We start from the raw sequence: 19,979 nt of genomic DNA on the forward strand, positions 1-19,979 counted from the left end.
TAAACCTGAATTACTGATTCTGCTTCCAGAGGTTGGCAAAGCCTATAAAATCAAGAACACTAAGCTCTTCGGCTCTTTTGTCCAGAAATTCATGAGTTTTTAAAGCTTCAGGAATATCCAGGACCTTCAGCGAGTTTGAAAGTTTTTTTCTTCTCTGATTAAACCCTGCCTTTACGATTTTCTTAAAAAGAATCTCGTTTCCGGCCAGACCTTCTTTTGGATTTCTCGTCAGTCTGATAACTCCTGATTTTACCTTCGGAGGAGGGTTAAATACATTTTCATGAACAGTGAACAGATAGGTCACGTCATAATAGGCCTGGATCAGGACAGATAAGATACCGTAATCTTTAGTCCTGGGAACCGCAGCTGTTCTTTCAGCAACTTCCTTCTGAAACATTCCCACCATTTCAGGGACCTGCTGATAATAATCAACGATCTTAAAAAGGATTTGTGAAGAGATGTTATAAGGAAAGTTACCAATGATTGCAAGTTGCTCACCGTTGATAAAATTAAAGTCCTGCTTCAGAAAATCTCCAACAAAGGTGCTTTCTGTAATCTTTGAATAATTGTTTTTCAGGTATTCAATAGATTCAGTGTCGATCTCTGCAAGGTAGATGGTCTGATCCTTTTCAAGCAGATATTTAGTAAGGACTCCCATTCCGGGACCTACTTCCATGACATTTTTATAGTCTTCATAGCTAAGACCTTCCACGATTTTTCTCGCGATATTTTCATCTGTCAGAAAGTGCTGTCCAAGATGTTTTTTTGCTTTTACACTCAACGTTTTTTATGATTTTATTAACAATGATTTTCTTTATTTCCCCCCAAATTTCGGAAGTTTTTTTCTAATTTAGCCAAAAATTTTAATATTAATGGCTAAATCTGTAGATGAGTTTAATAAGAAAAGGCTTCGGTCCAGCAATATTACAGTAGTAATAAGTATTGCCTTAGTGTTATTTTTGTTAGGATTAATGGGGCTTATTTTAATCAATGCCCAGAAGTATTCTGACTATATCAAAGAACAACTGGTAGTGAATGCTTATTTTGACGAAAACTATGATGCAAAAGATTCTGTAAAAATTGCAAAACTGGAGGAAGAAACTTTTAAAAAGGTACAGACATTAGCTCCTGTAAAAAAAGCAACCTATATCTCAAGAGAGATGGCGGCGAAAGAAGCCAAGAAAACGATGGGCATAGACAGTGATGCACTTTTTGAAGAAAATATTTTTCCTTCATCCATCGAGATTGCATTAAAACCTGAATATGTAGATCCTGCCAAAATAGACGGAGCGATCAAAGTGATCAAATCTGTTCCTGGTGTTGTCGATGTTAAGAACGACAGTACTTTGATGGTGGATGTTTACAATAACCTGAGCAGAATTTTGAAATGGATTCTTGGATTCTCTATTCTTTTCCTGATCTTGGCGGTAGTTCTGATCAATAACTCGATCAGGCTGAAGATATTCTCCAAAAGGTTTATTATCAAAACCATGCAGTTGGTAGGTGCAAAAAGAAGATTTATCCTGAAACCATTCATTATTGAAGCTGTTATTTTGGGAGCGATCGGATCTGCAATTGGTCTTTTGGCATTAGGTGGGGTATGGTATTATTTTACAAGCCAGATTGGTTCCGCTTTCGTACAGGAGAACAGTCAATATTTCTGGTTGGTTGTTTTAGTACTGGGAGTAGGTGTTTTCATATCAGTCCTGAGTACCATTTTCGCTACATGGAGATTCTTAAAATCAAACGTTGACGATCTATATTATTCATAATAATGAGCAAAAAAACAAATAAATTGGCCGCTTCGGAGTTTGGCAAAGAAACAGAAGTAGTACAGGAAAGCACTTTCTATTTCGGACAGCAAAATTTCAAGTGGATGTTGATAGGGCTGGCATTTATCGTGGTAGGATTCCTGCTGATGATGGGCCCGGATGCTAACACAGTAGATGGTAAATTTGATCCCAATTCATGGAATGATGATATTTTTTCTATTCGTAGGATCAGAATTGCGCCACTATTTATAGTCATAGGCTTTGTGATAGAAGTGTATGCTATTTTAAAAAGAAAATAAATCAAAACTTTATTTAAAGATTAAGAGATTGAGGAATTTAGGATGGTTTTCTAGATTTCGAAATCTCTTAATCTTTTAATTTTAACAATATTATGGATGTAATTAACGCAATCATTATTGCTATTATTGAAGGACTTACAGAGTATCTTCCTATTTCTTCTACAGCTCACATGGGATTTACCGCTAATCTGTTGGGACTTAAGGATGACGAATTTCTGAAGATGTTTCAGGTATCCATTCAGTTTGGTGCAATTTTGTCCGTCGTAGTAGCCTATTGGAAAAAGTTCTTTGATCTGAAGAATATCCAGTTTTATTATAAACTAGCTTTTGCTGTTATTCCTGCATTGGTTTTGGGATATTTATTCGATGATAAAATTGAAGCTATTCTCGGAAATCAGATCGCTATTTCTTCAGTACTTGTACTGGGGGGTGTTATCCTGCTCTTTGCGGACAAATGGTTTAAGAATCCCCGAATTGATGATGAAAAAGGAATTACAATTAAAAGTGCTGTTACCATCGGATTCTGGCAGTGTCTTGCAATGATGCCCGGAACAAGCAGAAGTGCGGCCTCTATTATCGGGGGAATGTCACAGGGACTTACAAGAAAAGCTGCCGCAGAATTTTCATTCTTCCTGGCAGTTCCTACCATGCTCGCAGTGACCGTATATTCTGTATTTCTGAAAACATGGGGTAAAGAAACAGGGAATCCTCAGAAAGGATATGAAATGATTATGGCATCTCAGGATCATATTATGATTTTTGTGATAGGAAATATTGTTGCATTTATTGTAGCTTTGATTGCTATCAAGGCTTTTATTGGGGTACTGAATAAATACGGCTTCAGGCCTTGGGGCTGGTACCGTATCTTCGTAGGGGTTGCCTTATTGATTTATTTTTATTTCTTTAAATAAGACTATGAAAAATACTGTTTTTATAATATTGGCTTTTTCAGGTCTGATCGTTTCCTGTGCTCCGGCACATACGCTGTTTGTGAAAAATAATACGAAGGAAAGGTTAGAGGTCTTTGTAGAACTTAAGGAGAAAAGTCCTATAGGAGATTTATTGATCTGTAAAGAACTGGTACCTGATGACAAGCTGGATCACAAACCTTTTATTGAATATTCAAAGGAAGGGAAATGTTATCATCAAAAAATTACAGCTGTTGATAAAATCAGTTATAAATTTAATTTACCTGAGAATTACACCGTTAATATTGTTCCGAACAATTCTGTATATCCATTTCGTAATATATACTACTTTATAGGTGATAAGAAATGTTTTGTCAATGTAGAAAATGGCCCTGACTGTAAGCAGAAGGTCAATAAATTACCCAGCTTGGTAAGTATCACCGAAATTTTAGAATAATGACAGCTGAAGAACTGCAATCAGGATATGTGTTTTTATTGGACAAACCTCTGGACTGGACTTCTTTTCAGGCTGTCAATAAAATGAAATATAAACTAAAAAGAGAGTTTAATCTTCCTAAGAAATTCAAAATAGGGCATGCCGGAACTTTAGATCCGAGGGCTACCGGTCTTCTCATTGTATGCTGTGGGAAGTTCACCAAAAAAATTCCGGAGATTCAGGATGCTCCCAAAGAATACTGGACAGAAATCAAAATAGGGGTTCAGACAGAATCCTATGATACTGAAAAGCCTGAAATCCTTCAACAGAGCATCGATCATATTTCAGAAGAACAGGTTAGGGAAATACTGGGAAAATTCGTTGGAGAGATAGAGCAGAAACCTCCAGTATATTCGGCTATAAAAATAGACGGACAGAGAGCTTATAATCTTGCGAGAGCAGGAGAAGAAGTAGAAATGAAATCCAGAAAAACAACAATCTTCTATATCAAAGATATTAAAGTTGATTTTCCTTTGATAAGTTTTACAGTAGGCTGTTCAAAGGGAACGTACATCAGGAGTCTTGCTCATGACATTGGTCAGGATCTTGGAGTAGGGGCTTATCTTACACAGCTTAGACGTACAAAAATCGGGGATTACATGGTTGAAAATGCGACAACTGATTTTTTAGAGAATGAATATAAATTTGAAAATTTATGATAAAAAATTTTCTCCTGATGGTAGGAATCCTTTCTTCTGCAGTATTTTTCTCTCAGGAAAAGAATGCGAAAAAAGAAAAAATGGATTTTTATTTCAATCCTTCGCTTAATGTTGGATTAAACCTCCAGACCAAAGATAATCAGTTCACCAATTCACAATATATTGAACCGAAAAGAACAGGTAAAATAAGTTATGGGGTCACTGCTATAGGAGGATATAATTTTCTTCCTAACTTTGCACTGGGAACCGGATTTAAATACAGTTTTATAGAAGATAATTATCATTTGGTCTATTGGATGATCCAGCCAAAGATTATATTCAGTCCGGGTGACCGTCCTTTTTATATAGATTTAAATTACGGAAAGCAGCTTAATAACTCAGCAATTTCAGATTCTGAATTCTGGGGAGCAAGACTGGGAATGATGGTTTCTTATTCAAAAAGACTGAGCCAGGAAGGTGGAATTACTTTTGAAGGCTACCAGCTGAACGGAAAGTCTAACGGTTTTTTCATCGGCTTAAGTTATGGAATTACCATTTTCAGCAATAAAAATTATACAGGTTACGGAGAAGACTAATGGAAAAAACGCGTATTAATAAATATTTATCAGAAGTAGGCTATTGTTCGAGAAGAGCTGCAGATAAGCTTTTGGAAGAAGGTAGAATTACCATTAATGGAAAGGTCCCGGAAATGGGAACAAAAGTTTCGGATGAAGACCTTGTAGAAGTTGATGGAAGACCTATTCGTGAACCGCAGGATAAACCCGTTTATATAGCTTTCAATAAACCTGTAGGGATTGTCTGTACTACAGATACGAAACGCGAAAAAAATAATATTGTCGATTATATTAATTACCCAAAGAGAATTTTCCCTATCGGCAGACTTGATAAACCAAGTGAAGGACTGATTCTGCTTACCAGTGACGGGGATATTGTCAACAAAATCCTTCGGGCAAGAAACAATCACGAAAAAGAATATATCGTACGCGTAGACAAACCGATTTCTCCCAAATTTCTTGAAAAAATGAGAAATGGAGTTCCAATCCTGGATACCGTTACCAAGAAATGCGATGTGGAAAAGATTGATGATATGACGTTCCGTATCATTCTTACTCAAGGACTGAACAGACAGATTCGCAGAATGTGCGAGTACCTTGGCTATGACGTAAAAAAGCTTAAGAGAATCCGTATCATGAACATCAAACTGGATCTTCCGGTTGGTAAATGGCGTGATCTTACAGAAGAGGAATTTAATGCACTTAACTCCTTACTTTCTGATTCTAGCAAAACAATCGATTAAGAGTATATCATTAATAATAAAAAATTAAGCAGGAAATATTTTCCTGCTTAATTTTTTATATCTGTTTTTTTTTTAATGAATTAAAACTTCTATTTTCGAGTATTCTATCTGAAGGAAAGTAGTATAAAATACTTAAAATTACTATTTGTAAATATTCACACATTAGTGTAATATTATGATTTTGTTGGTGAAAATATATTATATTTATAATAGTAACTAAAAAACAAAAAACCATGAAACTAAAATTTAATCTACTTTCCCTTGTTATTTTAATAACATTTTCTAATTGTCAAAATGATAATCATCATTCGGACCTTCCGCACGATTCTTCTTTTTATATTGACTATAGAAGTTTGAACGGATTATCAGATGGAATAGCTGTAATTGAGCTTGATCCTGAAGCCCCCAATTTTGGACATATCAGCAGCAAACTTGAATTAGGTGTTGGTGTCCTGCCTCATCATCTTTATTATAATCAGAATGCAAATAAATTATTTACCACTGCTTTAGGAGGTAATTATCTCTACGAGATAAAAACAGAAAAAGATAAAAATGGACAGCCAAAATTAGTGAGTGCAACACCTCTTGATACAGGTGAGAATACAGTAGGCGAAAATTTGTTTTTTACCAATGATGGAAGATATTTTATGACTTTTATGGGTGGGGCAGGAGGACCAAAAGATGGCAGTATAGGTGTTTTTAACGCCAATAACAACCAGCTGATTAAAACTATTAAAGCGCCGGTTCAAACCAATCCAAATCAATTTATTATGTACCCGCATGGTATTTCTGTTAATGAAGAAAAAGGATTAATGATGGTCACCTCAACCATTCACCCGGATCTTACTACCGGAAAGGGAAATACTTGTACTTTATTAGATCTGAATACCTATGAATTAAAAGAGACTTACCTCGTAGCAGACTCACAAACGGATATGTCCAGTCCAGTCGAGGTTTTATTGCTACGTGGAAAATTTCCACAGTATGCCCTTGCAACGACAATGCTGGGTGGCGATATATGGATTGCTCCATACAATGCGATAACCAAGAAATATGATGCTTTTAGTAAAATATTTGATGGAAGCACACAGGGATTAGGCTGGGCACTCGAAATGTACATCGATGATAACAGCAGGCTTTATGTAAGTTTTGCAGATCCCGGAAAAGTTCTGGTCTTTGATATAAGTAATCTTCCTCAGCTAAAGCTTCTAAAAACCCTTACCGCAGATAAAGGAGCACATCATATGGTTTTCTTTAAAACCAAAAAAGGAAAAGAAGTTGTAGCAGTACAGAATAATCTGTTGGATATTCCTAACTTAAATTCCGGTACCATTAGTGTTATTGAAATCGAGACAGGGAAAACACTAGGTACCATCGATTTACGAACCAAATATGGAATGTTGCCTGAATCAATTGAAGGAACCAATGGTCCAAGCAACTACATGCATCACTAAAACTTAAAATAATATGCAGATGAGAAACTACCCAAAATAGCAGATTGTGTTTTGGGTAGTTTTTACTGTATGGTTTCCGTTTTATTTTAAATATAATTTCATTCTTTCTTCATACTCAGGCTTTAATTTTAAAAGCTTTAGAATTTTCTTATCATCCGTGTAACTGATCCGGTAATAAATGATCTTATCAGCGGAGTACTTAAAATAGGGATGGCTTTTAAGCCATTCTTCCGGGGCATCTCTCAATGAATATTTAGGAACATCCATTGTATGCAGCTGGCATATAGAAGTCAGTTTCTCGACAATATCCTTGTCAACATCATAGGTATTCAGAATTTGCTGCTTATTGACAAAACCTCCAAGTTTTTTACGGAATCCAATTATAATGGCAGCACTTTTCTGATCTAACCCAAATTCCATAAGCTGTTTAAAAGTAATCACATTTAGATCAATCTTTGAAAAATCAGTTTCCTGCTTTTTATTGAGTTCAGGATTCAGTTTGATATAAGGTTTTAATTCAAGAAATTTTTCAGGAGAAATAACAAAGCACTTTTGTATATCATCAAGTGTTTTGAAATTTCCTCTTAAATTTCTATCGCGGTAACTGACAATGGTATTAGCCTGCCTGTCGGAAAAACCCAAAGCCTTCCAGCCTTCCGTATCCAGAGTGTTAGGATCAAAAGTACGGTATTGAATATTGGATTTTACAGTATTTTGTTTACCCTGATTTTTAAAATGTTCCGGTGTTTTTGAAGGAAGTAACAAATAAGGCTCCAGCCTCTTGTAGTTGTCTGAAGAAATGATAAAACATTCTTTAAATTTCTCTTTGCTTATAAAACTTCCGCCCAAATAATTCCGGTATTTTACAATAGCTTCAGATTGTTTTTCGCTGAACCCCATCTTCATCCATTCGCTGGAAGAAAACCCGTCAGGATTGAATTTTTTGGAAACTGAAATCTCTTTATTTCCAGAGTGTTCAGACTTTTCCATGGGAGATTCTTTACCGGTTTCAGCGAGTAAAATATACGATTCAAGTTCAGCGAATTTTTCTTCAGAAACAGCAAAGCACTTTTTGAACTGTTCTTTGGATGTAAATTTTCCTCCAACAATTTTTTTGTAGTTAAGAATCGTCGAAGTCTGCTTTTCGGAAAACCCCAAACGCTGCCATTGTTTCGCATCCAGGTCGTTGGGATCAAAATTGCTGAGATCCATTGGAATAGAACTTTCTGCAATAAATTTTACTTTAGGAAAGTCCTTTTTATCGCGGCTGGTATAATTCTGAAATGCGAACAGGACAATAAGCAGCATTCCTATGAATGCCATTTTTTTGTAATAGTTTTTTCTCATGATAACGTAAACTTATCAATAAAAACAAGTCAGCACAATGCTCGTACACCGAATCGGTTATTTTATGCAACAGATTCTTTTAAATGATTTTTAAATTACATTTGAAAGACTGTTATATAGAATTATTTGAAGATAGTCGAAAAAAAAAGCATCTCAAAGAAATGCTTGTATACTATAATAAGATTTATTCTGAATCCCGGTCGGCCAGAGAAGCCTTGAGCTTCTGAAGCTCAGCTTTTATAAATTCAAGACGGTCGATGATCGTTACTGTCTCAGAAATTTTGCTGTTGGTAGTCAAAGCAATCCTTGCACCGTCCAGCGTATAGCCCTTTTCCTTTACCAAATGATAGATCATCTGTAAGTTCTTGATATCTTCAGGAGTGAAATATCGGTTTCCTTTTTTGTTTTTTTTAGGTTTGATAATAGGGAATTCCTGTTCCCAATAACGTATCAGTGAGGTGTTTACATCAAAGGCTTTGGCCACTTCTCCTATAGAATAATACAGTTTATCGGGTAAATTTATCTTCATTTTATGAATCCTAAAAGCCAAAGATAAAAATTTTTTAAATTCTTATGCAAATATGCGGTACTAAATATCTCTGCAAATGTTTTGTATGAGAAGGATTTTTGAGATTTTCGTTATTTTTTTTAGAGTTATTAGTAAAATATTAGAAGAAATTTATTCAAAATCAGATTTTTGTATTATTAATTTTTATTAAATTGCCGTACAACCAAATCACTTTTTTATGAAATATTATTTCTTTCTTTCCATGTTGACGATTCCTTTTTTAGGATATTCACAATGGACAAAAACATCCGTTAGGACGCAGAAGGTTAAGGCGTCTCAGGAAAAATTACATTATTCAGCACTCTATTCTTTAGATGCAGGAAAACTCAGACTTACCCTCAAAGATGTTCAGGATCGGTCTTCGGGAGCAAAAGGCGTAATTATTTCGCTTCCAAATGCTGCAGGTAAAATTGAAAGATTCCAGGTTTGGGAGTCTTCCAATATGGATCCTGCTCTTCAGAAAAAATTTCCAGATATCAGATCTTATGTAGGAACGGGAGTAGAAGACCCTTCTGTGTATTTAAGATTTAGCATGTCTCCTGTAGGGTTTTCATCCATGATCACCCGTTCCGGTATTTCAGAATTTATTGAACCGTATACAGATGACAGAACTGTATATGCGGTATTTGATTCGAATGCACGAAATGGCCAGGAGAAAGACCTTTTTGAATGTTCCGTTACAGATGCCGGAGAGAAAAACAGTGGAAGTGCCAATAAAAAAACGGCGGGCTTCAATATTTTCAGACTTGCACTATCCTGTACGGGAGAATATGCACAGTACCATTTAACGGCTGCCGGTACTCCTGCCGGAGCAACTGAAGCTGAAAAAAAAGCGGTGGTACTTGCTGCGATGAACGCTTCTCTTACCAGGCTGAACAGTGTTTTTGAAAAAGACCTTTCATTTCATTTTAATCTTATAGCCGGTATTGAAACTATCATATTCGTAGATCCGGCAACAGACCCTTATACAAACGGAGGTCCGAACGAGGCCCATGCCCAGATTTCCTCAAGAATCGCTGCTGAGGATTATGATATGGGTCATTTAATTGATAAGAAAGGAGGTAACGGATCAGCAGGCGTAGGTGTTATCTGTAACAACAACTCAAAAGGAGCAGGATGGACTGCTCATAATTTTCCTGAAGGAGATAAATTTGATATAGATTATGTTGCTCATGAAATGGGCCATCAGCTGGGAGCAGGGCATTCTTATACATACAGATCGGCGCAGGCAGATCAGAGAGTGGAACCGGGAAGTGGAAGTACAATAATGGCATACACAGGCATTACAACTGCTTCAGATGTTCAGTTTAACTCCAATGATTATTTTCATACGAACAGTGTTACACAGATTAAAAACAAAATAAACAGTATTGTCTGCGGGGTTAATGCTCCTTTTGTAAATCCTGCTCCGGATATCAATGCAGGTGCTGATTACACTATTCCCAAGTCTACACCGTTTGTTTTAAAAGCTACCACTGCTGATGCTGTAAATGCTGCTTATACTTATACATGGGAGCAGGCAGATCAGGCAGCCGCAGCGCAGATAGGAGCAGGAGATATTTCTTCAGCTTATCCTACGAAACCTACAGGGCCAACCTTCCGGTCTTTCGCTCCGATAAGTTCTCCGGTAAGGTATTTTCCTGATTTTAATAAAGTACTTTCTGGTGTATTATCAACCCGTTGGGAATCAGTATCGAGTGTAGCGAGAAGTTTGAATTTTGCAGCTACGGTAAGAAACAATAATCCAGTACAACCGCAGGTGTCCAAAGATGCAATGGCAATAACAGTAGATGCTGCATCCGGTCCTTTTCAGGTAACAGCTCCTGTATTTGGACAGCCGGTAACTTCCAATGGTACAGTTAATGTAACATGGGATGTGGCCAATACCAGTCAGGCACCGGTTAATACGGCCAATGTTAATATAAAACTGTCTACAGATGGAGGACAGACATTCACTGTCATTGCGGCCAATACACCTAATGATGGAAATGAGCAGGTAACCATACCCGCTGCATCGATCTCTGCCAATGCTTATATTCTGGTAGAAGCTGTGGGGAATGTTTACTACGCTGTAAGTCCAAGCTTTGTAATTGATTATGCAGTGGCAGGAGAAAGCTGTAACACCTATACATATGGTGGCGGAGCAGTTGCTATTACAGACAGTCCGGGAGGCGCAGGTATATCAGCACCTAGAATCAACATTCCTTTAATGGTCAACAATACCGGAACCATTACCAGAATAAAAGTTACCCCATCTATTACCCATCCTAATATCAGTCAGCTGGCCATAGGAATTGAAAGCCCTGTGGGATCTTCAGCTCTTTTCTGGAACAGACAATGCTCCGGACAGTCAGGGATTACAGCCTCATTCAGTGAAGCTGGTAACGCAGTAGCCTGTGCGTCACCTCTTGCAGGAGAAACAAAATCCAATGAATCTTTAGCGATATTTAAAGGACATAAGGCTCAGGGAGAATGGAAGCTTTTTGCAACAGACAATAATCCGGGAAGTACAGGAACAGTTACTGCATGGTCTCTGGAAGTATGTACAAGAGAAACCCAGAGTCTGGGAACTCATGACGTTTCTTCTCCGTTGGCGGATGATATCAAAATCTATCCAAATCCAAGTGACGGTAATTTCTTCATTAAATCCCGAAACTTAAAAGGAGAAGTAAAAGTAGGTATGTTTGATGCCAGTGGAAGATTGGTATTTTCATCTGCGTACCAAAGCGAAGGAAATAATACCAAGGAGTTTAATGTTAATGTTCCGAAAGGAGTTTATGTGATCAGCATCAATTCTTCAAAAGGCGCTTACAACACCAAGCTTGTTATCAAATAACAGATAATAATTTCTGAATGAAGGACTGGTTTTTACCAGTCCTTTTTTTGTAACCCTATCTCTGGTATGATCTTAATTATTGAATAGATCCGATCATGTAAAATATCCTTATTTCATAAATCTTGACGACACCGATTGTTTTTTTATTCACTGCAATTACATACAGGTAATATTATCCCTTTGTCAGACGTATTTATATGAATTTTGATAATTATATTAGATTTAACATAAAAAAAAATATATGAAATTCCCATAATATCAATATTTTATCTTGTTGAAATGTGTTAAATTAGTGCACAACAAAATCACTTTTATGAAATATTATTTCTTTCTTTCCATGCTGATGGTTCCTTTTTTAGGATCTTCGCAATGGACCAAAACCTCCTTGAGAGCGCAGAAGGTTAAGCCGTCTCAGGAAAAATTACAATATTCAGGGCTCTATTCATTAGATGCTGAGAAGCTCAAACTTACATTAAAAGGTGTTCCGGATCGATTTTCAGGAGCAAAAGGCGTGATTGTTTCGCTTCCTACGGCAGCGGGCAAAATTGAGAAATTTCAGGTTTGGGAATCTTCCAATATGGATCCCGAGCTTCAGAAAAAATTTCCTGATATTAAATCTTATGTAGGCACAGGGATAGATGATCCTTCTGTATATTTAAGATTTAGCATGTCACCGGTAGGATTTTCATCGATGATTACCCGTTCCGGTATTTCTGAATTTATTGAACCTTATACAGATGACAGAAAAGTTTATGCTGTATTTGATTCAAATGCACGAAGAGGGCAGGACAAGGAACCTTTCGAGTGTTCTGTAACGGATGCTGTAGAGAAAAGTGCCGTTGAAAAAAAAAGCGAAAGTGCCAATAAAAAAGTAGCAGGTTTCAATGTTTTCAGACTTGCATTATCCTGTACAGGAGAATATGCACAGTATCATTTAACGGCTGCCGGTACTCCTGCCGGAGCAACGGATGTTGAGAAAAAAGCGGTCATTCTTGCTGCGATGAACGCATCCCTTACCAGAATGAACAGTGTTTTTGAAAAAGATCTGTCCTTGCACTTTAATTTAATTGCCAATAATGATGTCGTTATATTTTTAGATCCGGCAACTGATCCTTATACTACATTTGGAACAGGTGCGGCACAATCAGCAATATCGGCCCGCGTTCCCGCAGCGGATTATGATATGGGACATTTAATAGATAAAAGAGATGCGAATGGAGTAGCCGGTTTAGGAGTAATATGCAACAACACTCAAAAAGCCCGGGGATATACTTCATGTAACTTTCCTGAAGGAGACAGCTTTGATATAGATTATGTGGCCCACGAAATGGGACATCAGCTTGGGGCAAACCATACATTCTCTTTATATCTTGATGGTAATGGTTCCTCTGAAACAGAGCCTGGAAGCGGATCTACTATTATGGCTTATACAGGAATTATGGGAGGGAATGATGATGTTCAGTTTAATTCCAATGATTACTTTCATGCTTATAATGTGACTGAAATTAAGAATAAAATCAACAGTGTTGCCTGCGGCACCAATACTGCTTTCGTAAATCCTGTTCCTGTTGTAAATGCAGGTTTGGACTATACTATTCCTAAATCTACCCCATACGTCTTAAAAGCAACGACAACGGATGCCAATCCTGCGTCTTACACCTATACCTGGGAAGAGATGGACGCAGCACCAAGTGCTCAGACAGATGCCAACTCAATTGCCTATCTTGCTAAACCTGCAGGACCTAATTTCAGATCTGTGATTCCTGTAAGTGCTCCTGTACGGTATTTTCCGGACTTTAATAAAGTGCTTGGAGGAGTTCTGACGACAAGATGGGAGTCTGTATCAAGTGTAGCAAGAAATCTTAACTTCAACGTAACGCTCAGAACCAATAACCCGGTTGATCCGCAAACCAATAAAGATGCAATGGTGGTAACAGTCAATGCAGCAGCAGGACCTTTTCAGGTAACCGCTCCTGTTTTTGGACAGTCATTAAGTTCAGGAGGGACTGTGAATGTAACATGGGATGTAGCCAATACCAACCAGGCACCGATTAATACAGCCAATGTAAATATTAAATTATCTAAAGACGGAGGACAGACGTTTACGGTTATTGCAGCCAATACTCCTAATGACGGAAGTGAGGAGATCGTTATTCCTGCAGGTTCTACTTCAGCGAATGCTTATCTTATGATTGAAGCCGTAGGAAACGTGTATTATGCAGTAAGCCCTAGTTTTGTTGTCGATTACAACGTAGTCGGTGAAACATGTAATACCTATACTTACAATGGAGCTGCGGTTCCTATTACAGACGGTCCCGGAGGTTCAAATATTTCTGCGCCAATTGTTTCTGCTCCTTTGATGGTGAACAATACCGGAACGATTACTAAGATTAAAGTAACCCCATCAATTGCCCATGCTAATGTAAGACAGCTGGCTATTGGTATTCAGAGTCCGATAGGTTCTTCAGTATTAATCTGGAGCAGAACCTGCACAAACAGCTCTGGAATTACAGCTTCATTCAGCGATGCAGGAAATGCGGTGGCATGTGCGTCGCCTATTGCAGGAGAAACAAAATCCTTTGAATCTTTAGGTATCTTTAAAGGACATACTGCACAGGGACAATGGAAACTTTTTGCAACAGATAATAATCCTGGTACTACAGGAACCATTAATGGATGGTCTCTTGAAGTATGTACAAGAGAAACACAGAGTTTAGGAACGCATGACGTTTCTTCTCCATTAGCGGATGATATCAAAATCTATCCCAACCCAAGTGACGGCAATTTCTTCATTAAATCCCGTAATTTAAAAGGAGAAGTAAAAGTAGGTATGTTTGATGCCAGTGGAAGAATGGTATTTTCATCTGCTTACCAAAGCGAAGGAAACAATACAAAAGAGTTTAACGTTAATGTTCCGAAAGGGGTTTATGTGATCAGCATCAATTCTTCAAAAGGAGCCTACAACACCAAGCTTGTTATCAAATAACAGATAATAATTTCTGAATGAAGGACTGGTTTTCACCAGTCCTTTTTTTATGCAGATTTGTGTTATCCCTCTTTTTACAGTACTTTTATACCATAACTACGATCCGTTTATTATATCAGTAATGAATTCTATCTCTGTCCTTCATATTGAGCTTTTCCAGTCCGGCAGGAATACGTCAGATTTTTATTTCAATACCATGAAAGAACATTTGGTTGTAGGTCACAGCCATATTGAAAAGCCTCACCGTCATGATTTTTATGCAGCGGTTCTATTTACCAAAGGAAAAGGAATCCATGAAATAGACTTTCATAAGTATGATGTTTCAGAAGGAAGCCTTTTCTTCCTTTCTCCCGGGCAGATCCACAGTTGGGAACTTTCAGAAGATATTGATGGATACATTTTTTTCTGCTCGCAGGAGTTTTATGAAATACATTATGTAAGTCAGAAGCTGCGGAATTTTCCATTTTTCGGTTCCATATCTTTCCCCAGAAAATTACAGTTGGATACTGATGAATTACATAAAAAAAACAGCCTGTTTCAGGAACTGGGCAAAGAGCATAAATCTCAGGGTGTTATGAAAGAAGGAGCGATTCTTTCCCTGATGTCTCAGATTTTTATCAATGCGACAAGACTGTTTTCAAAAGATATTGATATCCGCTCATCTTCCGCCAGTCTTTCCTATTTTAAACACTATCAGGATTTTGAGAATCTTGTAGAACAAAATTTCACGACTCATAAATCCATTTCCCATTATGCCTCTTTATTGGGCATGACCCCCAAACACCTCAACAGAATTGCACAGACTGTTGTTCAAAAGACAGCAACTGATGTTATTACAGAAAGAGTAGTACTGGAAGCCAAAAGAATGCTGATGTACCTTGATGAAGGTCTTGTGGAAATTGCCTTCAGACTTGGATATGAGGAATATTCCTACTTTGTAAGAGTATTCCGGAAAAGTTCCGGAATGACTCCTACGCAGTTTATGAGAAAATACAAGGCTTAAAATTTAATCTGTCAGGACACAGGTAAAACCGGGATAAAGTTAATTGAACTTTATACTGACGGTCTCCCTTCTTAAATACTCTGTCTGCAGTCTGATATCTCATCTCCTACAGCATCAGCTTAAATGGTCCCTCAAACGTTGTGTCAAATGAATCAAGCATTTCTCCTTTTTCATCAAAGACTCCGATAACCATATTCTGCTTGGAAAACTTAATGTCATCTTCGGGGAATGTAATATTAATGTTTCCCTTCAGGATCTCATCGCCCTTAAGAATGATCTTTTCCGAACCGAAGTAATCGATCTCTGCATGGGCAGGAGTTAGTACTTTAATCGTTAAAATCTTTTTCTCGTTGGATTTATTTAACAGCGTATAAATAAAAGTATTCGTGATCTTACCGTTTTTGATAAAGAAAGTAGAACCTGCAGGTTTGATGAATTTTGCTTCCATTGATCCGCGGTCATACATTAAGAAACCTAAAAATCCTATCAGCAGAGCTAAAAATACCGTTGTCACCTTCATTCTTGAGGTAAATTTGAAGGTATCCTGATTTTCAATTTCTGCTTCTGTTGCGTATCGAACCAATCCTTTAGGAAGTCCTACTTTTTCCATGACCTCATCACAGGCATCTATGCAGGCTGTACAGTTGATACATTCCAACTGCTGTCCGTTTCTGATGTCAATACCGGTAGGACATACAACAACACACTGATGACAGTCGATACAGTCTCCTTTACCCGTAGCTTTCCGGTCTTCATTATTTCTCCATTTTGAACGGTTTTCTCCCCTTTTGAAATCATAATAAACATTAATGGTCTGTTTATCGATCAGTACTCCCTGAAGTCTTCCGTATGGGCATACCAGTGTACAAACCTGCTCACGAAGCCATGCGAAAACAAAGTAGAAAGCGATGGTAAAAAATATCATGGCAACGAATTTCAGAGGATGCTCCTGCGGACCTTCACTCATAATTCTGAACAGTTCCTGGTATCCTACAATGTACATGAACATAAAGTGAGCAATGGTCATTGAGATCAAGGCGAAGACAGACCATTTCAATACCCTTTTCCTGATTTTTTCAGCATCCCACTCCTGTCTGTCCAGCTTCATCTGCTTGTTCCTGTCGCCTTCGATCAGATATTCAATTTTCCGGAATACCATTTCCATAAAAAGAGTCTGCGGACAGAGCCATCCACAGAAAATTCTTCCGAAAACTACCGTAAAAAGCATCACAAAGATTACAGAAGTTACCGCTCCCAAAGCAAGAATAAAGAAATCCTGCAAATAAAATGGCTGTCCCACAATGAAAAATTTTCTGTCGATTACATTGATCAGAAGAAAAGGATTACCATTGATCTTCACAAACGGAAGTCCGAAAAATATAGCCAGCATAAGATAACTTGCGTAATTCCTGTAGTTGGTAAATTTTCCCTTTGGCTTTCGGGGAAAGACCCATTTTCTTTTACCAGCGTCATCCATCGTTCCCACCGAATTTCTAAACGCGTCGTTTTCTATTTCTACAAATTTGCTGCTGCCTGATTCTGCACTCATTGCGGTACTTTTGTTAAGTTAAAAAAGTATTAAGGTAATATTGGAGGCCGGATCAATCTGGTTTTTCAGTCAGTTTTTAATAAGGAAAAAGAAGTGTTGATCTTACCATGGCAAAGGTCCGGATAAAACCGTTTTTTAACTAATACCATCTGCTTCAATAATAGGACAATTGAGACATTGTGTAATTTTCGACAGATCGTTCGACGTATACAAGTGCTGTTTTTCCAAATTGCTGAAATTCAGTTCTCTTAAGGCCTTTTTTTCGTAGTTTAGCCTCAGCTGTGATAGGCTGATTGATATTTGACTTTTTTCATCTGATAGCCTCGGTTTTGTCACTCTTTCTCTAAAAATAAAAACCGTGAAAAATAAAATTTCTATTCTCCTTGTACTCTTGTTTATTTGCTCACCACTAGTGGCTCAAATTCCAAATAAACTGTCACTTAATGAGAAAATTTATGGACTGTCTAAATTTTGGAGTGATGTGGAATATAATTTTGTGTATTTGTATAAAACAGATCAGAAAAAATGGAACGAGGCATACCGGGAAGCCATAGCTAATATTCAGAAAACAAAAAACGATTATGAATACTATAAGGAGCTTCAAAAATTGTGTGCTGTTTTAAAGGATGGACATACACAGGTCTATTTTCCTGAAGATATACAGAATCAGGTCATGGTTTCTATGTTCGGAGAATACAGGCTTTTTCTCATGAATGTACAGGGAAAAATCTACATTATAGGAACCAATAAAAGTAAAGAAAAAGAAATTCCTTTAGGCAGCGAGATCATAAAAGTAAACGGATTGTCTGTTGACGAATACCAGGGAAAATTTGTTAAACCTTATATTTCCTCTTCTACAGTCAGTTACCTGAACTTTAAAGCCGGGATGAATTTATTGGAAGGAGTAAAAGGTGATGTTTATGATATTGAAATAAAAACTCCGGGAGGAGCATTAAAAAAACTGCATCTTATTCATTCCAAAACAGATGAAACAGCTGTAAATCCTGAACCATTACCTAATCAGTCCCTTTTTGAATTTAAATGGCTGAAAGATAATATGGCTTATGTAAAGATCAGCACATTTGAAAATTCTTCTGTTGTGAAAGACTTTGAATCAAATCTGCCCGAGCTTAAAAAAGCAAAAGGAATTGTTTTAGATATCAGAAATAATGGAGGAGGAAGTTCAAAAAACTCAAAAAATATTGCGAAGTATTTTATCAAAGGAGATACCATTTACGGGGCAAAAAACTACAGCCGGAAGATCATTCCCACAGAAAGAGCGCTTGGTTCTTTTCTCACTCCAAAAGATACACTAACAGGTAAATCAGAATGGGGGCTTTCAAAAGAGGAAACCACCGATTTATATAAAGCATATGTAGGGAGCAAGTTCCACGAATTCGAATATAAGCCTCAGGTGGTAGATCCTGTAGAAAAACTGAATGTTCCTGCTGTAGTGCTGACGAGTGTTTTAACAGCTTCAGCTGCAGAAGATTTTTTGATCTATCTGTATGGTCAGAAAAATATAGTGCGTGTGGGCGGTTACTCCAATGGAAGTACAGGTCAGCCCGTTCAGATTGAACTTCCCGGAGGAGGATCTGCAATGATATGTACCAAAAAAGTTACGCTCCCTGATGGAGAAGAATTTATAGGAGTCGGGATTAAACCGGATATTCTCATAGAAAGGAATCTCAATGATACTTTATACCCTCTGAAGTTTGATTCTCAGCTTGAAGCGGCAATACAGTATTTAAAGAATACTTTGAAAAAGTAGAATTATTTTTTCACACAGAATATGGGAATATCTTATGTTTACAATTTGTAAATTTGAACGTGTTAAAGAAGAAGAATGAAAAATATATGCAGAATAGGTACGGTTGGTTTGGTTTTCGCATTGTTAAACTGTCAATCAGTAAATTACAACAAAATGTTTTATGAAGATGTACACCCGGAGAAGGTTTCGGATCAATTCAGTTTTACGGAAGGACCGTCTTCGGATCAAAGAGGAAATGTTTATTTCACTGATCAGCCTAATGACAAAATTTATTACTGGGATTGGAAAACCAATAAGGTTGTAGAGTTTTTAGGTAAGTCGGGTAGGGCAAACGGTACCCATTTCGATAAAGACGGAAACCTCATTACCTGTTCCGACGATCAGGGAGAGATCTGGAAAATTTCAAAAGACAAAAAAATAGAAGTAATTCTTAAAGGCTTTGAAGGGAAAAGACTCAACGGACCTAATGATGTCTGGAATGATTCACTCGGAGGAATGTATTTTACAGATCCTTTGTATAAAAGGGATTATTGGGTAGATTTCAAACAGGAAATTGCCCATAAAAGCCTTTACTACCGAACTAAAGAAGGGAAAACCGTTGAACTGGAAACCTTTGTCCAGCCCAATGGAATCGTGGGAAGTGAGATCTTTAAAAAATTGTATGTCTCAGATATTGATGCCGGAAAAACTTATGTTTATGACATTCTCGGTGAGGGAAAACTGTCTGAAAGAAGGCTGTTTTGCGAAATGGGTTCAGATGGTATGACGCTCGATAAGCATGGAAATCTTTATTTAACGGGCAAAGGAGTACATATTTATAATCTTAAAGGTAAAAAGCTATACCATATTCCGATTGAAGAAGACTGGACATCAAATGTAACTTTTGGAGGTGAAAATAATGATATACTGTTTATTACCGCTTCAAAATCAGTATATACTTTACGCACAAAAGTAAGAGGGGTGAAGTAAAGCATAACCAGGAAGAATTATAACAATATTAGATAAAAAAAATAAGCCCAGAGCGGGCTTATTTG

The 19,979-nt window shown here is 37.3% G+C and carries 17 protein-coding genes; 13 read left to right on the plus strand and 4 right to left on the minus strand.

The window, feature by feature from the left end; genetic code table 11:
• Positions 1 to 10: 10 nt before the first annotated feature.
• Positions 11 to 781: a 16S rRNA (adenine(1518)-N(6)/adenine(1519)-N(6))-dimethyltransferase RsmA gene (gene rsmA / locus IW16_RS09695; RefSeq protein WP_034743088.1), complete on the minus strand. Its 771-nt coding sequence runs from the start codon at positions 779 to 781 to the stop codon at positions 11 to 13.
• A gap of 91 nt (positions 782 to 872) precedes the next feature.
• Between rsmA and IW16_RS09700 the strand changes: the two genes are divergently transcribed.
• The 8 genes from IW16_RS09700 (at position 873) to IW16_RS09735 (ending at position 6,885) form a co-directional block, all read left to right on the plus strand.
• Positions 873 to 1,772 (plus strand): cell division protein FtsX, encoded by a 900-nt coding sequence (locus IW16_RS09700; RefSeq protein ID WP_034743091.1) that lies wholly within the window; start codon positions 873 to 875, stop codon positions 1,770 to 1,772.
• A gap of 2 nt (positions 1,773 to 1,774) precedes the next feature.
• Positions 1,775 to 2,071: a DUF3098 domain-containing protein gene (locus IW16_RS09705; protein ID WP_034743094.1), complete on the plus strand. Its 297-nt coding sequence runs from the start codon at positions 1,775 to 1,777 to the stop codon at positions 2,069 to 2,071.
• A 92-nt stretch (positions 2,072 to 2,163) separates the two neighbouring features.
• Positions 2,164 to 2,982, plus strand: a complete 819-nt coding sequence (locus IW16_RS09710) for an undecaprenyl-diphosphate phosphatase (RefSeq protein WP_034743097.1) — start codon at positions 2,164 to 2,166, stop codon at positions 2,980 to 2,982.
• A gap of 4 nt (positions 2,983 to 2,986) precedes the next feature.
• A complete protein-coding gene (locus IW16_RS09715) occupies positions 2,987 to 3,436 on the plus strand; it encodes a hypothetical protein (protein WP_034743100.1) in 450 nt (149 codons plus the stop codon).
• On the plus strand, positions 3,436 to 4,134 hold the full coding sequence (gene truB, locus IW16_RS09720; protein ID WP_034743102.1) for a tRNA pseudouridine(55) synthase TruB: 699 nt from the start codon (positions 3,436 to 3,438) through the stop codon (positions 4,132 to 4,134). Before IW16_RS09715 ends, truB begins: the two co-directional genes overlap by 1 nt.
• Complete coding sequence (locus IW16_RS25665) at positions 4,131 to 4,709, plus strand: hypothetical protein (RefSeq protein ID WP_051890067.1); 579 nt, start codon at positions 4,131 to 4,133, stop codon at positions 4,707 to 4,709. Before truB ends, IW16_RS25665 begins: the two co-directional genes overlap by 4 nt.
• Positions 4,709 to 5,431, plus strand: a complete 723-nt coding sequence (rluF, locus tag IW16_RS09730) for a 23S rRNA pseudouridine(2604) synthase RluF (RefSeq protein WP_034743105.1) — start codon at positions 4,709 to 4,711, stop codon at positions 5,429 to 5,431. Before IW16_RS25665 ends, rluF begins: the two co-directional genes overlap by 1 nt.
• 233 nt (positions 5,432 to 5,664) lie before the next feature.
• Positions 5,665 to 6,885 (plus strand): YncE family protein, encoded by a 1,221-nt coding sequence (locus tag IW16_RS09735; protein WP_051890069.1) that lies wholly within the window; start codon positions 5,665 to 5,667, stop codon positions 6,883 to 6,885.
• Positions 6,886 to 6,966: 81 nt separating this feature from the next.
• Here IW16_RS09735 and IW16_RS09740 read toward each other — a convergent pair whose 3' ends face one another.
• Both IW16_RS09740 and IW16_RS09745 read right to left on the minus strand, forming a co-directional pair.
• Positions 6,967 to 8,232 carry a helix-hairpin-helix domain-containing protein gene (locus IW16_RS09740; RefSeq protein ID WP_034743107.1) on the minus strand — a complete coding sequence of 422 codons (1,266 nt, stop codon included), beginning with the start codon at positions 8,230 to 8,232 and terminating at the stop codon, positions 6,967 to 6,969.
• Between the two features lie 184 nt (positions 8,233 to 8,416).
• On the minus strand, positions 8,417 to 8,761 hold the full coding sequence (locus IW16_RS09745; protein WP_034704939.1) for a MerR family transcriptional regulator: 345 nt from the start codon (positions 8,759 to 8,761) through the stop codon (positions 8,417 to 8,419).
• 217 nt (positions 8,762 to 8,978) lie between these two features.
• On the opposite strand from IW16_RS09745, the gene IW16_RS09750 reads away from it, so the two are divergent.
• The 3 genes from IW16_RS09750 to IW16_RS09760 all read left to right on the plus strand — a co-directional run bounded on the left by IW16_RS09750 (position 8,979) and on the right by IW16_RS09760 (position 15,625).
• Complete coding sequence (locus IW16_RS09750; protein ID WP_051890071.1) at positions 8,979 to 11,636, plus strand: reprolysin-like metallopeptidase; 2,658 nt, start codon at positions 8,979 to 8,981, stop codon at positions 11,634 to 11,636.
• A 313-nt stretch (positions 11,637 to 11,949) separates the two neighbouring features.
• Positions 11,950 to 14,622, plus strand: coding sequence for a reprolysin-like metallopeptidase (locus IW16_RS09755; RefSeq protein WP_131327869.1), 2,673 nt, complete (start codon positions 11,950 to 11,952; stop codon positions 14,620 to 14,622).
• 121 nt (positions 14,623 to 14,743) lie between these two features.
• Positions 14,744 to 15,625, plus strand: a complete 882-nt coding sequence (locus IW16_RS09760) for an AraC family transcriptional regulator (RefSeq protein ID WP_034744171.1) — start codon at positions 14,744 to 14,746, stop codon at positions 15,623 to 15,625.
• 106 nt (positions 15,626 to 15,731) lie between these two features.
• On the opposite strand, the gene ccoG is transcribed toward IW16_RS09760, so the two are convergent.
• A complete protein-coding gene (gene ccoG / locus IW16_RS09765; RefSeq protein WP_034743110.1) occupies positions 15,732 to 17,174 on the minus strand; it encodes a cytochrome c oxidase accessory protein CcoG in 1,443 nt (480 codons plus the stop codon).
• Between the two features lie 358 nt (positions 17,175 to 17,532).
• On the opposite strand from ccoG, the gene IW16_RS09770 reads away from it, so the two are divergent.
• Positions 17,533 to 18,945, plus strand: coding sequence for a S41 family peptidase (locus tag IW16_RS09770; RefSeq protein ID WP_034743114.1), 1,413 nt, complete (start codon positions 17,533 to 17,535; stop codon positions 18,943 to 18,945).
• Positions 18,946 to 19,020: 75 nt separating this feature from the next.
• Positions 19,021 to 19,914: an SMP-30/gluconolactonase/LRE family protein gene (locus IW16_RS09775; RefSeq protein ID WP_034743116.1), complete on the plus strand. Its 894-nt coding sequence runs from the start codon at positions 19,021 to 19,023 to the stop codon at positions 19,912 to 19,914.
• Positions 19,915 to 19,979: the final 65 nt, after the last annotated feature.

It is taken from the genome of Chryseobacterium vrystaatense (assembly GCF_000737765.1).
In the GTDB taxonomy this organism is placed as follows: Bacteria; Bacteroidota; Bacteroidia; order Flavobacteriales; family Weeksellaceae; genus Chryseobacterium; species Chryseobacterium vrystaatense.

What these genes read in the sequence shown, in the direction of transcription:
- IW16_RS09700 (WP_034743091.1), top strand. Translation starts at nt 873, where the DNA reads ATGGCTAAATCTGTAGATGAGTTTAATAAGAAAAGGCTTCGGTCCAGC.
- IW16_RS09705 (WP_034743094.1), top strand. Translation starts at nt 1,775, where the DNA reads ATGAGCAAAAAAACAAATAAATTGGCCGCTTCGGAGTTTGGCAAAGAA.
- IW16_RS09710 (WP_034743097.1), top strand. Translation starts at nt 2,164, where the DNA reads ATGGATGTAATTAACGCAATCATTATTGCTATTATTGAAGGACTTACA.
- IW16_RS09715 (WP_034743100.1), top strand. Translation starts at nt 2,987, where the DNA reads ATGAAAAATACTGTTTTTATAATATTGGCTTTTTCAGGTCTGATCGTT.
- truB (WP_034743102.1), top strand. Translation starts at nt 3,436, where the DNA reads ATGACAGCTGAAGAACTGCAATCAGGATATGTGTTTTTATTGGACAAA.
- IW16_RS25665 (WP_051890067.1), top strand. Translation starts at nt 4,131, where the DNA reads ATGATAAAAAATTTTCTCCTGATGGTAGGAATCCTTTCTTCTGCAGTA.
- rluF (WP_034743105.1), top strand. Translation starts at nt 4,709, where the DNA reads ATGGAAAAAACGCGTATTAATAAATATTTATCAGAAGTAGGCTATTGT.
- IW16_RS09735 (WP_051890069.1), top strand. Translation starts at nt 5,665, where the DNA reads ATGAAACTAAAATTTAATCTACTTTCCCTTGTTATTTTAATAACATTT.
- IW16_RS09740 (WP_034743107.1), bottom strand. Translation starts at nt 8,232, where the DNA reads ATGAGAAAAAACTATTACAAAAAAATGGCATTCATAGGAATGCTGCTT.
- IW16_RS09745 (WP_034704939.1), bottom strand. Translation starts at nt 8,761, where the DNA reads ATGAAGATAAATTTACCCGATAAACTGTATTATTCTATAGGAGAAGTG.
- IW16_RS09750 (WP_051890071.1), top strand. Translation starts at nt 8,979, where the DNA reads ATGAAATATTATTTCTTTCTTTCCATGTTGACGATTCCTTTTTTAGGA.
- IW16_RS09755 (WP_131327869.1), top strand. Translation starts at nt 11,950, where the DNA reads ATGAAATATTATTTCTTTCTTTCCATGCTGATGGTTCCTTTTTTAGGA.
- IW16_RS09760 (WP_034744171.1), top strand. Translation starts at nt 14,744, where the DNA reads ATGAATTCTATCTCTGTCCTTCATATTGAGCTTTTCCAGTCCGGCAGG.
- ccoG (WP_034743110.1), bottom strand. Translation starts at nt 17,174, where the DNA reads ATGAGTGCAGAATCAGGCAGCAGCAAATTTGTAGAAATAGAAAACGAC.
- IW16_RS09775 (WP_034743116.1), top strand. Translation starts at nt 19,021, where the DNA reads ATGAAAAATATATGCAGAATAGGTACGGTTGGTTTGGTTTTCGCATTG.